Origin of the sequence: Polymorphospora rubra, from assembly GCF_018324255.1 — a bacterium.
Taxonomy (GTDB): domain Bacteria; phylum Actinomycetota; class Actinomycetes; order Mycobacteriales; family Micromonosporaceae; genus Polymorphospora; species Polymorphospora rubra.
Genome location: NZ_AP023359.1, coordinates 5502682 through 5516026, shown reverse-complemented (window position 1 = coordinate 5516026; position 13345 = coordinate 5502682). Strand labels below are relative to the sequence as shown.

Genomic DNA, 13345 nt, shown 5'->3' with positions numbered 1-13345 from the left:
CGCGGCGGCGCCCGATCGATGCGTGACCCGTCTCCGCCGGGCCGGATGGGTCGAGCGACCCCGCGGCAGGGCCGGCCGCCGAGGGCCACGAGCGTGCCCTGTAGGGACCGCCTCCGACTGTGACGGTGTTCGGGGCGCGACTCTATCTATCATCGTTGTTGGTTGATAGAGTGCGCTCGGTGGCCGCCCGTGCCGGCCGAAGCGCGTCCGCGAGGAGGGGCCGTGGAAGATGTCGTGGAGGTTGCGCGACTCACCCTGGTCTATCTGGTTCACCTGGCGCCGTGGTTCGCTCTTGCGATCTTCATCTCGGCCATGGTGGATCTGCTGTATCTCGACATCATCGCGCGGCGCACGTTCCGTCGCCGCGGTTGGGTCGGCGTGGTACTGGCCGCGGCGATCGGCGCGTTCAGCCCGTTCTGCTCGTTGACCGTCATCCCCCTCATCCGCAAGCTGCTCGCCGGCGGCATCCCCCTGTCGGCGGTCATGGCCTTCTGGGTGGCCTCGCCAGCGATGGATCCGGAGATCTTCGCGATGACGGCCGCCCAGATCGGCATGCCGTTGGCGACGGCGCGCCTGGTCGGCGCGGTGATGCTCAGCGTCGGGGCCGGTTTCGTCGTCCTGCTCATGGAGCGGCGGGGGATGTTCAAGAACGTTCTCCGGCGCGGATACGAGAAGCAGGAGCGACTCGAGGTTCCCCAGTGTGGCCAGGATCAGCAGCGCACGCAGGAGCCGGCGCTGGTGGCCGCCGGTGGCGGCACCGTGCAGGCGACCGCTGCCTGCTCGCAGGCGGCGGCGCAGGATTCTGGTGGCTCGGCCGACGTTGACGAGGACGATGACAGGCCGTGGTGGCCGGCGGCGAAGGCGAGTCTACGCACCCGGCGGAACTGGCTGATCAGCTTCCGGAACATGGGCCGGGACACGGTGACCCTGGGCAAGTGGCTGGTTCTGGCCTGTGTCGCCGAGGCGCTGATCATCATGTACGTGCCGGGCGACCTGATCACGACCCTGCTCGGGAAGGATCCACTGGTGGCGATCCCGCTCGCGGCGGCGATCAGTGTGCCGTTGTACCTCAACGGTGTCGGTGCGATTCCGATCATCGACGGCCTGTTGGCCAAGGGGATGGCGCCGGGGGCGGTCGTGACGTTCCTGCTCGGTGGTGCCGTGACCACGGTTCCGGCGATGGTCGCGGTTCGTAGCGTCGTGACCAACCGGGTCTTCCTGACGTATCTGGGGATCAGCGTGTTCGGCAGCATCATCATCGGCTTCGGCGCCCAGCTCGTGCTTTGACGACGGGAGGGCCACCTGGCAGGACAATCCTAATTCGGACAAACGTCAGACGATCTGTCCGATCGCTTCAAACCGCAATCGTCCCGGACTCATCCCGAAAGATCGAGTTTGGTGCGTTGACGCGAAACGCGCAGGCCAGGGGCTGTGACAGCAACCGCTACAAGATCACGAAAAGGCTTCCGATTCGGACATTTCGACTCCATCAATCTATTGACACGGATTGGTGAAGGTGCCATCGTCGGCGGTACCCAGCTGATGAACACGGATGCTTCGTCGCCTCCGACGATCGTCGGCTGCCGCCGGTCATTGGCGCGAACATAGGGAGCTACGTTGCCTGATCCCCGGGTGCTTGTGGTGTCTTCCTTCGAAGCGGAACTGCAACCGTTGGCCTCGGCCTGCGTCGCGGCCGCCCTGCAGGACCAGGGCGCGGCGGTGACGGCCTGGGACGCGCACGCGTTCCCCGACCGCCTCCCCGACGCCGAGGTGGACCTGGTCCTGTTGTCGGTGCAGCAGTTCGAGGGCCTGCACCGGGCCGTGGACCTGGCCCCCAGGCTGCGGACCGCCCATCCGGACGCGCCGATCGTCGCCTTCGGCCAGTACGCCCAGATGAACAGCACCGAGTTCCTGGCCAGGGTCAACGCGGTCGCGTTCGACGAGCCGGAACGCATCGCACAGGAACTGTGCCAGGCGGCCACCGGGCAGCTCCCGCTGCCGCAGGTTCCCGCGCTGCGTACGGCGAGCCAGATGACCGCGCGGCCACCGCGGCGGCGGATCACGGCCACGGCGCCGGCGCGGCACCTGTTTCCGTCGCTGGTGCACTACCCGGCGCACCACACCGGCCTGGGGCTGATGGGCAACATCGAGGTCTCCCGCGGGTGTCACCACAAGTGCACCTACTGCTCGGTGTACGGGGCGTACGACGGCGGCGTGGCGCCGTACCAGCTGGAGACGGTCCTCGCCGACGCGCGGCAGCTCGCCGACGACGGTGTGCGGCACTTCTTCTTCATCGATGCGGAGTTCTTCAACTCGCGGACTCTCGGGTGGAGGTGGTACGGCAGATCGCGGCGGAGTTCCCCGGCTCGACGTTCGAGTTCACCACCCGGGTCGATCACATCCTCGACTATCCGGAGTTGCTGGAAGAGCTGGTGTCGTTGGGGCTGCGGCGGGTCACGTCGGCGTTGGAGTTCCCGTCGGACCGCATCCTGCGGATCTTCGACAAGGGAATCGATGTCGCCCACATGCGTGCGGCGATCGCGGAAGCGGACCGGATCGGTTTCGAGCTGAATCCGACCTTCATCCCGTTCACTCCCTGGGTACGCTACGAGGAACTGCTGACCTTCGAGGACTTCCTGGTCGAGACCGGCCTTGCTCGGGTCGTGGAGCCGACGGCGCTGCAGACGAGGCTGCTGTTGTTCAAGGGCTCCCCGCTGCTGCAGTCGCCGTGGCTGACCGACGTCGATCTCGTGGACCGGGGTTTCCACCTCGACTGGACCCATCCCGACCGGCGGGTGGAGGAGCTGTGGCAGCAGCGTCGCAGTGAAGCCGAGGACGCGGGTGCCGTCCGCTGCTGTGTCAAGTGTTGACGGGCCGGGCAGCCGGTAGGAGGAGGCAACAGGTATGAGTGGATCCCATCGCGTCGTCGTCCGTACGGGCGAGCAGCTTCCCGAGATGGACTGGGCCCAGGAGTCCGCGGACCTCACGGACGTGTGGCCGTACGTGGGGCCGACGTTTCTCGCCGCCTCGGAGCGGGCGCTGCCGGAGGCGAAGCCGTGGCACACGGTGGCCACGCGGGGTCGGGGCGAGCTGGCGCTGCTTCCCGGGTACGTGCTGACCGCGCCACCGGCCGTGGACCACGATCCCCGTACGTATCTGGGCTGGCAGCCGCCGTCGGGTGACAGCGTGTGCTGCGGGGTGGATGTGGCCCGAGTGTCTCGGACGAGGTCGACGCGCTGGGCGAGGACGCGTTCTTCCCCGCGCTGCTGTTGGGGTCCCCGCTGGGTTACCGCACCGAGATCGGCTACAACTTCTGGACCCCGACGCTGTTCGCCACGATGGTCGAGCAGCTCGTCCCGGCGGCGTTCGGCGCCGGGATCCGCAGTGTGGTCGCTCCGTGGGTGCCGGACCGGCCGGGCAACGAGGCGCTGACCGAGGCGTTGGACGCGGCAGGCGGTCACAGCATCTTCTGGGGCTTCGAGGACCACATCCCGCTTGCCGCCGCGAGCTGGGACGAGCACCTGGTGGCGCTGCCGAAGAAGAAGCGGCAGCGGGTCGTCACCGACGAACGCCGGGTCGCCGCCGCCGGCGTCACCATGCAGCGGCTCGACGGTGCGGCGATCCGGCCGCACATCCCCCGCATCGCGGAGTTGACCTGCCTCAACCGGGAGAAGAACGGTGCCGGCGAGAATCCGGCCCACATCGAGACGATGCTCGCCGAACTGTTGGACGCCGGTGCCGACCTGCGTGCCTACACCGGCAGTCTCGACGGCGAACTGGTCGCCTCGTGCGTGGTGATACGCAAGGGACACCGCCTGTTGACCAAGTGGGCGGGGTTCGACTACGCCCGGCTCGGTGAGCGCAGCGGCCTGTACTTCCCGTTGGTGCTCAACGCCCCGGTCCGCGACGCCTACCGGGAGGGCCTGCGCCAGGTGGAGTTCGGTGCCGGCGCCCATCAGGCGAAGGTCCTGCGTGGGTGCAGCTCGCGCCGGATCACCACGAGTCTGGTGCTGGCCGACGCCGCCCACCGCGAACGGGCCCATGCCCTGCTCGATGCCTTCGGTGCGGCCCGCCGTGTCGCCTTCGGTGACGTGGTCGCGCCGAGCCCGCTGCCCCTGCTCGAAACCACGGCCTCGGGCAGCGCCTGCTGCTCCGGCGGCTGAACACCAGGATCTGGAAGAGGTTTCCGTGAGTGAGACGCTTGCACCGCAACAGGATGTCCAGGACTACTACCGGGACAAGGCGCGTACGGCCGCGGCCGGCTCGGCCTGCTGCGCCGACGACACCGATACCGCCTTCGGCGCCGTCAACTACGCGGGCATCGGCCCGGGTGAGGCGCCGGATCCGGCGCTGCTGGCAAGTCTCGGCTGCGGCAACCCGACCGCGGTCGCCGAGCTGCGCGAGGGTGAGACGGTGCTGGACCTGGGCTCCGGGGCGGGCCTCGACCTGATCCTCAGCGCCCGCCGGGTCGGAGCGGATGGGCAGGTCTTCGGCCTGGACTTCCTCGAGGAGATGCTCGCGGTGGCCCGGCGCAACATCGCCGACGCCGAGCTGGACAACATCGTGCTGCTCAAGGGCGTCATCGAGGCGATCCCGCTGCCGGCCGAGACCGTGGACGTGGTCATCTCCAACTGCGTGATCAACCTGTCGGTCGACAAGCTGGCGGTCTGTCAGGAGATGAGCCGGGTCCTGGTGCCCGGTGGCCGGATCGGGATCAGTGACGTCGTCGCCGAGGATCGGCTGTCCGCCGACGACCGCGCCGCCCGGGGCAGCCGTGCCGAGTGCGTCGCGGGTGCGCTGTCGGTCAGCGAGTACCGCGACGTACTCACCCGGGCCGGCCTGGTGGACCCGGAGGTCGTCTTCACCCACGAGGCCGCCGACGGGATGCACGCGGCCATCATCCGGGCCCGGAAACCGGCGACACCGATCACCTCAGATGACAGCGCCTCCGCTTAACAGGCATGCTCCCCATAGCGCCCACCGATCAGCTGTCTTGAACAAGCGGCAGCGCAGGATCGGTCCGCCGGACGAGGGAGAAGCCGTGCTCGACACCACTCTGGTCGCCTACCAGTTCGCCGCCGTGGCGCTGGCAGCCATGATCATCGCGGCGCGTGGGTGGCCGTCCGGACACCGCCCGGGTATCTACCTCACCGCGGACCGTCGGCCGGCCGCCGAGCGGTCCGGCGGCGTCTGGTCGCGCAGCGGCACCAGCCACAACGGCGCCGCGTCCGAGCCGGGCCCGGTGCCCGGTGACGACCAGCCCCTGGACCGGGAAACCGCCGAGACGTACGCCCGCTGGTTCCAGGCGCTGTCGGATCCGACCCGCATCATCATCCTCAGCTATCTGAGCCGCCGCACCGAACCCGTCTCGGTCGGCAACATCGTCGACGAACTCGGGTTGGGCCAGTCCCTCGTCTCGCACCACCTCAAGGCGTTGCTCGCGGTCGGCTTCGTCACCTACACCCGCGAGGGAACCTCCCGGCTCTACTCGGTCAACCACAGCTGCATCACCAAGTTCCCGACCGCCGCCGACGTCGTGATGGGTCGCTCCCCCGCACCCACCCCGACGCTGCCGGCGTGGCCGCACCTCGACATCGGAGACCGACGACATGGGCGACAGGAGTAGCAGTCCCGGACCAGATGGCCCGCTGCTCGCGCTGGTCGGCAGCGGGGACCGCCGCTACCGGGAGTACATCCTCGCCGCGCTGGCACCGCATTTCCGGCTGTGGCTGCTGGACGCCATCGAACCCAGCTGGCACCGGCCGTACCTGACCGGATTCACCCTTGTCGACACCCACGATCCGGCCGCCCTGGTCGGGGCCGTCCGCCGCATCGGGTCCGAGGTAGCACCGGTCGCCGGCCTGTTCAGCTACGACGAGTGGGTCATCGATGCCACCGCCATCGCCGTCGAACAGCTCGGCCTGCCCGGCAGCCCGCCGCAGGCCGTCGCCGCCTGCCGTGACAAGGCGGCCACCCGCCGAATCCTGGCCGGCCACGGCGTCGACCAACCCCGGTCGGTCGCCGTGACCGGCCAGGTCGAGGCGGTGGAGGCCGCCGCCTCGATCGGCTACCCGGTCGTCGTGAAGGCGCGACGGCTGGCCGGCAGCATCGGCGTGCAACGGGTCGAGGACGAGCAGGGGCTGGTGCCGGCGTACCGGGCCGCCGACGCCGTGGTCTTTCCGGGCGTCGTCCGCGACGGCGCGGATGTGCTCGTCGAGGAGTATCTCGACGGGCCGGAGATCAGTGTCGACAGCGCCGTCGTCGACGGAAACGTCATTCCGCTCGCCCTGGCCCGCAAACAGACGGGACTGGCTCCGTATTTCGAGGAAACCGTTCACCTCATTGACGGCGCCGATCCGCTATTGGCCGATGAGGCGTTGAACGACCAGCTTCACCGTATTCATTCCGGGCTCGGCCTGACCGACGGCATGACCCACACCGAATTTCGGCTGACCCGTGACGGTCCACGTCTCATTGAGATCAACGCCCGGCTCAGCGGCGATTTCATCCCGTACCTCGGAGAGCTGGCAACCGGTGTCGACTTCGCCGTCGCCGCCGGGCAGGTCGCCACTGGGTGTTATTCCACCAGCCGTCCGACCCGTCGACGGGTGGCTGGTATCCGGTTCCTGTACCCGCCGGTCGACTGCCGCATCCTGGACCTGCGGGTACGTACTGACCTGCTCGGTCCGGAGGTGCATGCCGCGGTGGCGACCGGACAGCCGGGTCAGGATCTGGCATTGCCACCGCGGGGGTTCCTCTCCCGGTACGGATACGTGATCGCCGTGGCGGACTCGGTGGAACAGACGAACGCCGAACTCGAACGCGCTCACGACATAATCGAGTTGGAATACAAACCGATCTGAGGACCATCCACCATTCGGGCCGACATCAGAACTGCGTCGGCCCGCCGATTCGACGCGCCCGAAACAAGGCATGACACACCACCGCGTATCAGGTCGATAGCAGACCGTTGACAAGTGTTACAGGCGCCGGGATCATTCCGGTCAAGCGATTACTGACCGACCACAGTCCGCAACGGCCATTCAGGGCCGGAGTCAGTGTCGCCGTATTCCGCATGCCATCCCGGCGTATCGACCGAAGGAAGAGGCCCCGTGATCACATTTATCGCACTCAGCGGCTTTCTCGGCGCGGGCAAGACCACGACGCTGGTCGCGGCCGCCCGGCACCTGCAGGAGCAGGGAAAGCGCGTCGCGGTCGTCACCAACGATCAGGGGACGGAGCTGGTCGACACGAAGCTCGTCCGCAGTAGCCTCGACTCCGTGGCCGAGGTGACCGGCGGCTGCTTCTGTTGCCGGTTCGAGGACCTGATCGAGGTCGTCGAGGAACTCATCGCCGGCGGGGACGTCGACGTCGTCATCGCCGAGGCGGTCGGGAGTTGCACCGATCTGCAGGCCACCGTGGTCCGGCCGCTACGCAAGTTCTACGGCGACCAGTTCGTCGTCGCGCCGCTGGCGACCGTGGTGGACCCGATGCGGCTGCGGGCCTTCACCCGCGCCGCGGAACGCGGCGAGCCGGAGTCCGACCTGTCCTACCTGTTCAGCCAGCAGCTCCGCGAATCCGACGTCCTGGCCGTCAATAAGATCGACCTCATCGGGCAGGAGGACCAGGACGGCATCATCGGCGACCTGCGCCGCGCCTACCCGGAGGCGACCGTCATCGGCTACTCGGCGAAGACCGGCACCGGCCTGACCGACCTGCTGCACGCGTGGGAGCAGCCGGCAAGCTGGGCCGCGGACCTCGACATCGACTACGACCGGTACGCGGCGGCGGAGGCACAGCTGGCCTGGCTCAACCAGGAGTTCGTCATCGACGGCGACGGCGCCGGGTTCTCCCCGCACCTGTGGGCGAGCAGCCTGTTGACCCACCTGGCGGAGAACATGCAGGCCGCTGGCGCGGAGATCGGGCACGCCAAGCTCACCGTCGACAGCGACGGCGAACTGACCAAGATGAGCATCACCGGTTCGGGCACCACCCCGTCGGTCGACCTGACCGCCGCCGGCTCCCCCACGACCGCCACAGCCACGGTCAACGCGCGGGTGGCCTGCGAGCCCGCCGTCCTCGACCGGGCGGTACTCGACGCCGTCGCGCACGCCGACAGCATCGCCGGAACCCGGTCCAGGGCGGCCGAGGCGAACTCGTTCAAGCCCGGCTACCCCCGTCCGATCCACCGACTCGCCGCCGCCGATGTCTGACCAGGGCCCGGACCGGCCGCAGCCGCACAGCATGACGCCGGTCATCCGCGCCGCGGTCGCCGAACTCGTCGGTACCGCCTTCCTCGTCGCGACGGTCATCGGCTCCGGCATCGCCGCCACCCGCCTGTCACCGAACGACGTGGGCCTGCAACTGCTGCAGAACTCCCTGATCACCGGCGGCATCCTGGTCGCGCTGATCCTCGCGCTGCAACCGGTGTCGGCCGCGTTCAACCCCGTGGTCACGCTCGTCGAGCTCGCGCTCGGCGCCGTCAAGGCCACGACCGCCGCCGTTCTCATCGCCGCGCAGCTGGTTGGCGGATTCGTCGGCGCGGTCGTGGCCAACCTGATGTTCGACCTTGCGGCGGTCAGCATCTCCGGCACCCAGCGCGACACACCGAACCTGTGGCTCGGCGAGGTCGTCGCCACCCTCGGCCTGGTGATGGTCATCTTCGGCATGGCCCGGTCCGGCCGGACCAACACCATCGCCGTCGGCGTCGCCGGCTACATCACCGCCGCATACTGGTTCACCAGTTCCACCAGCTTCGCCAACCCGGCCGTCACCGTCGCCCGCATGTTCTCCGACACCTTCGCGGGAATCACACCGTCGTCGGTGCTGCCGTTCATCCTCATGCAGCTCGTCGGCGGCGGCCTCGCCTACGCCCTCGTCCGGCTGCTCTACCCCGACGCACCGGCCCGGGCCGCCCGAATCGTCCGTCAACGCGGCGCGACCGACGACAGCAAGACGGACGCGCCAGACATGTCGGCCGACACCGTGGCGTCCCGGTGACGACCACCAGCCGTCGACTGCGGCGCCCTCGGTCCGGCGCAGCCTGGCGGTAGGACGGGTCCAGGTTCCGGGCTCGTCAGGGGCACAAAGGGTGCTGGTCGCGGAAGCAGGACCCGACTCTGCCGGCACGATGACCGTTGGTGGTCAACGCGCGTCGGCTGTCCCGACCTTCGTGGGTCGGGACAGCCGACGCGCGTTGTCGTGTCGGTCAGCCGACGGTGGGGCTGCGACGTTCGGTGAGGACGACGTCGCGCCAAATGCCGTGATGGCAGCCGATGCGCTGCCGTACGCCGATGATGCGGAAGCCGCAGCTGGCGTGCAGGGCGAGACTGGCGGCGTTCTCGGGAAACACGCCGGACTGGATGGTCCAGATCCCGGCCTGTTCGGTGGAGGCGATCAGGGCCAGGAGCAAAGCTCGTCCGATCCCACGGCCGCTGGCGTCGGGGTGGACGTAGACGGAGTGTTCGACGACACCGGCGTAGACGCGCCGTTCGGACGCCGGTGAGCAGGCACTCCAGCCCAGGACGGAGCCAGTCCCGTCAGCGGCGACCCACCGGTGGTTGGGCATCCGGGTTGCGGTGAACCGGTCCCAGGTCGGTGGTTCCGTCTCGAAGGTGGCGTTGCCGGTGGCGATCCCGAGGCGGTAGATGTCCAGGACCGCGTCAGCGTGCGCGTCGGTCATTGGGGCGATCGTGACCTCACCGGTACCGGGTTGATAGGTCATCGGAGGCCGACCGGTCGCGGCGGCAAGGCTATGACGGCGGTCTGCGATGCGTGGTTCACGCCGACGCTTCTGTGGGCGCGGGGATGTGCAGCAGGGCGCCGAGTTGGCGGAACGCGTCGGCCCTGACCCGGTACCAGACCCACGTGCCACGCCGGTCGGACTCGACCAGGCCGGCGTCGCGCAGCACCTTGAGGTGGTGGGAGATGGTCGGCCCGGACAGCGCGAACTCCGGCGTCAGGTCACAGACGCAGATCTCTGGCACCGAGGCGATCATCGACATCAGCCGCAGCCGCACCGGGTCACCCAGGGCCCGGAACATCGGTGCGATGACCTCCGCCTGGTTCGCCTCCAGACGGCGGGTCGCGATCGGCGGGCAGCAGGCCACCAGGTCGGGGTCCACCACCGGTTGTTTCGACATCCCCCTAGTTTGACGGTTCTCGAAACAGTGTGCAACAGTAAGCCTGCTTCGAAAAGCATCTAGATAAGCAGGTGGTCGCGGCGACCCGCCGCGCGTCGATGCACGACCATTGGGAGGAAACCCATGTCCCGCGTTCAGCTCGCCCTACGCGTATCCGACCTGGAAGGCTCTATCGCCTTCTACAGCAAGCTGTTCGACACCGAGCCGGCCAAGCGCCGCCCCGGATACGCCAACTTCGCCGTCGAGAACCCGCCCCTCAAGCTCGTCCTGCTCGAAGGCGAGACCGACCAGCCCACGGTCATGGACCACCTCGGCGTCGAGGTGGCCACCACCGAACAGGTGGACGCGGCCACCCGGCGGCTCACCGACGCCGGCCTGGTGACCCTGGAGGAGAACAGCACCGAATGCTGCTACGCCCTGCAGGACAAGGTCTGGGTACGCGGCCCCGGCGACGAACCCTGGGAGGTCTACACCGTCAAGGCCGACTCCCCCACCTGCAGAAGGCCTCCGAAAGCGACTGCTGCACCCCGGCCGCCGAGGAGCAGCCCGCCAGTAGCCCGGCTACCGCCGGCAACTGCCGCACCCCCGCCTGAAAGCCCGGCTTCTCAGCAGGCGCCGTCGACGTCACGACGGCCGGCTGGAGTCCCCGCACCCCACAGCGATCCCAGGGAGGACCACGGCCGTTGGCCGCGGACCATCACGTATCGCAACGGCCGGCTCCAGCCACCCGGGTACGCGAGTCGTGGAACCTGAACCGCTGGTGCGGCTCCGCTCGGGCGGAGCCGCACCAGCGGCAGCTCGCGACGCGACCTCTCGCGTGTCGTTCGGCGTCGCAGGCAAGGCACCGAAGCACCCACGACACTTGTTTCGACGTAGGTCTAGGTTGACAGTTCTCGAATCAGCGTGCAACGGTTGTTTAGAGGATCGTCAAGACAGCCAGAGTTGCGAGGGAGGGCCGCCATGGACCGGTTCACCCGCTGCCCACACAGCCGGCCGGCCGGAGCACGGTTCCACAGCAACCACGCGGAGCCCACCACCGCCTCGCCGCACGACCGCCGTCCCGACATCCTTCGCCATGGCCCATCCAGCGTCCTCAGCGAGACCGGGTTCCGACCATGAGGCGAGCCGAGGATCCGGATGAGGCGCCCACCGCCACCACGCCTTCGCCCAGGCGCACCGTTCCACCGCGCACGGATGGGCTCGCCAGGCCTCCTGACGCATCAGGGCACGCCTGCGGACAGCCAACGGATCACGGTCCCCTGTCACCGGTGAACGCTCCCACCCTGACGGCGAACACCGGCCGGGACCTCGACCTCGTGCTGGCACAGACATCCGCCGAGCGCATGGCCACCACAGTCAACCTCCTCGCCGACAAACGGTTCACCGGCCGCCGGGCCGGCACGCCCGGCGGCGCCGGAGCACGGGCATGGCTCGCGGGCCAGGTCGCAGAACTTGGTGCGACCGTCACCCTCGCCCCGTTCGCCGCAACCCGCGTACCGAAGGTGTACGCGGCGCCGCAGGTGCGCTGGTACGACGGCCGTGCACTGCGAGAGCCGGTGTTCGGCCGCGAGGTCGGCCTGCACCTGACCTCGTCCGACACACCACTGATCCGCCACGGCGAACTGGCGGTCGCCGGACAGGGCGATCCGACCGGCCGGTGGCTGGTCGTCCCGGCCGCGATGAGCATCTTCGACGCGTACGGACACGCCGACCGCTCCTGCGGCCTCCTTCTGCCCGGGACGACAGGCATCGACGGGTGGCTCACGACGACGCTGGCCGGCACCGATGCCGGCCCCCTACCGATGCTCACCCTGGAACCGGACCTTCACGCAGCGGTCCATGACGCTGCCGCACAGCAGCGCGGCTGGTGGTCGGCGAACGCACCGATCCGCCGGCTCGACCTGACGGCAGCCAACCTCCACGGGATCTTCCCGGCCGCCCGGGATGCCGACCTGGAGATCCTGCTGACCGCGCACTACGACGGCGTCGGCGACATGGCGGGAGTGCGGCAGCCGGCCGCCAGCCATGCCGGCGGCGTCGCCGTCGTACTCGAGGCGGCCCGCGTCCTGGCCGCAGCGCCGCCCCCACGGACCGCGCTGCGGGTGGCGTTGCTGGACGCGCAAGCGCTCGGCGGCCTTGGAGCCGCCCATCACGCCGCCACGCTGGCATCTGATGGCGCCGGGCCGCTGGTGATCAGCATCGACGGCGCCGGGCTGGTTCGTGGGGCCGCACACGTCGAGGCCGGTGGTGACGCACACGGTCTGCTCGCGACCGTCGACCAGGCCGGCCGGTACGTCGGCCTCACCCTGTCCCCGCGCCCGATGATCTCGCACAACCGCCGGTACGCCGCCGCCGGGCTCGCGACGGTCGGGATCGGCGCCGGCGTGGGCGACGACCACAGTCCCACTGACACTCCCGACCGCGTCCAGCCGGCGTCCCTCGTCGCGCTCGCACGGCTCGTCGTCGCGACCGTCTGGCTCACTGCCAAGGCGCACAGTTCGGTTCCATCGGTCGTATGGCATACGAGAGCGCCCGACCGGTAGCCCTCCCGGCTCACCGGCGAGTGGGCTCGGGTGGTGAAATCGTTGCGCGTCCAGAGCGTCGCGAAGGGCGTCATGGGCCAGCACATCCCCGCAAGCGAGAACGGCGAGCAGTTTCGGCATCACGTCAACTGCGGCCGGGTCCTGCCGCTGGAGCTTGCCGCGTTTCCTGGCGAGTGTCGGTCAGCGGGCCTTCTTCATCGCCCGCTTGCGAGGCGGCGTCAACAGATCGGCGACTCCCGCAATCGCGGACGGCAGCAGGCGGTAGTACACCCAGACGCCGCGCTTCTCACGCTCGAGCAGGCCGGCCTCGGTGAGGATCCGCAGGTGATGGCTCACGGTCGGCTGGGACAGCCCGAGCGGCGCCGTAAGGTCACTCACCGACGCTTCCCCCGACGGAGACGACTGGATCAAGCTGAGCAGTCGCAGCCGGGCCGGGTCGGCGAAGGCCTTCAACACTCCCGCGAGTCGCTCGGCGTCGGCACGTTTGATCGGCTCGCCGGCAAGGGGCGAGATGGCAGGCGTCGTAATCTTCGGGGATCCCACGTCTTGCATGGTTGCAGCAACACCGTCGGTAGGCCGGCGAAACGAGGGTTGGATCATCGTGAGTTTGTTCGGGCGGGAGCCCTCTGGATCCGTCAGGCCGGCGGGCGGGCGGTGCTG

The 13345-nt window shown here is 69.1% G+C and carries 13 protein-coding genes and 1 pseudogene; 11 read left to right on the top strand and 3 right to left on the bottom strand.

The annotated features are described in order from the left end of the window. Positions 1-222 precede the first annotated feature (222 nt). From Prubr_RS25025 to Prubr_RS24985, 9 genes are all read left to right on the top strand, one after another. Positions 223-1287: a permease gene (locus Prubr_RS25025; RefSeq protein ID WP_212817380.1), complete on the top strand. Its 1065-nt coding sequence runs from the start codon at positions 223-225 to the stop codon at positions 1285-1287. A 354-nt stretch (positions 1288-1641) separates the two neighbouring features. Beyond that, on the top strand, positions 1642-2571 hold the full coding sequence (locus Prubr_RS25020) for a radical SAM protein (RefSeq protein WP_212817379.1): 930 nt from the start codon (positions 1642-1644) through the stop codon (positions 2569-2571). Then, the gene (locus Prubr_RS25015; RefSeq protein WP_212817378.1) at positions 2526-2870 is read left to right on the top strand and encodes a hypothetical protein; all 345 of its coding nucleotides are present in this window, start codon (positions 2526-2528) and stop codon (positions 2868-2870) included. Before Prubr_RS25020 ends, Prubr_RS25015 begins: the two co-directional genes overlap by 46 nt. Before the next feature lie 318 nt (positions 2871-3188). Then, complete coding sequence (locus tag Prubr_RS25010; protein WP_212817377.1) at positions 3189-4163, top strand: GNAT family N-acetyltransferase; 975 nt, start codon at positions 3189-3191, stop codon at positions 4161-4163. 25 nt (positions 4164-4188) lie between these two features. Continuing rightward, entirely contained in the window at positions 4189-4956 is a 768-nt protein-coding gene (locus Prubr_RS25005) for a methyltransferase domain-containing protein (protein ID WP_212817375.1), read from the top strand. An 85-nt stretch (positions 4957-5041) separates the two neighbouring features. Further along, complete coding sequence (locus tag Prubr_RS25000) at positions 5042-5626, top strand: ArsR/SmtB family transcription factor (RefSeq protein WP_343221497.1); 585 nt, start codon at positions 5042-5044, stop codon at positions 5624-5626. Continuing rightward, a complete protein-coding gene (locus Prubr_RS24995; RefSeq protein ID WP_212817373.1) occupies positions 5610-6863 on the top strand; it encodes an ATP-grasp domain-containing protein in 1254 nt (417 codons plus the stop codon). Before Prubr_RS25000 ends, Prubr_RS24995 begins: the two co-directional genes overlap by 17 nt. Before the next feature lie 249 nt (positions 6864-7112). Then, positions 7113-8213 carry a GTP-binding protein gene (locus Prubr_RS24990; RefSeq protein ID WP_212817372.1) on the top strand — a complete coding sequence of 367 codons (1101 nt, stop codon included), beginning with the start codon at positions 7113-7115 and terminating at the stop codon, positions 8211-8213. After that, entirely contained in the window at positions 8206-9000 is a 795-nt protein-coding gene (locus Prubr_RS24985) for an aquaporin (protein ID WP_246567607.1), read from the top strand. Before Prubr_RS24990 ends, Prubr_RS24985 begins: the two co-directional genes overlap by 8 nt. 208 nt (positions 9001-9208) lie before the next feature. Here Prubr_RS24985 and Prubr_RS24980 read toward each other — a convergent pair whose 3' ends face one another. Next, entirely contained in the window at positions 9209-9682 is a 474-nt protein-coding gene (locus Prubr_RS24980) for a GNAT family N-acetyltransferase (protein WP_212817370.1), read from the bottom strand. Positions 9683-9779: 97 nt separating this feature from the next. Beyond that, the gene (locus tag Prubr_RS24975) at positions 9780-10142 is read right to left on the bottom strand and encodes an ArsR/SmtB family transcription factor (RefSeq protein WP_212817369.1); all 363 of its coding nucleotides are present in this window, start codon (positions 10140-10142) and stop codon (positions 9780-9782) included. Between the two features lie 123 nt (positions 10143-10265). Here Prubr_RS24975 and Prubr_RS24970 point away from each other — a divergent pair. Both Prubr_RS24970 and Prubr_RS24965 read left to right on the top strand, forming a co-directional pair. Then, positions 10266-10735, top strand: a pseudogene (locus tag Prubr_RS24970) (ArsI/CadI family heavy metal resistance metalloenzyme). 675 nt (positions 10736-11410) lie between these two features. After that, a complete protein-coding gene (locus Prubr_RS24965; RefSeq protein ID WP_212817368.1) occupies positions 11411-12685 on the top strand; it encodes a M28 family metallopeptidase in 1275 nt (424 codons plus the stop codon). A gap of 180 nt (positions 12686-12865) precedes the next feature. On the opposite strand, the gene Prubr_RS24960 is transcribed toward Prubr_RS24965, so the two are convergent. Next, positions 12866-13237 (bottom strand): ArsR/SmtB family transcription factor, encoded by a 372-nt coding sequence (locus tag Prubr_RS24960; protein WP_212828487.1) that lies wholly within the window; start codon positions 13235-13237, stop codon positions 12866-12868. Positions 13238-13345 lie beyond the last annotated feature (108 nt).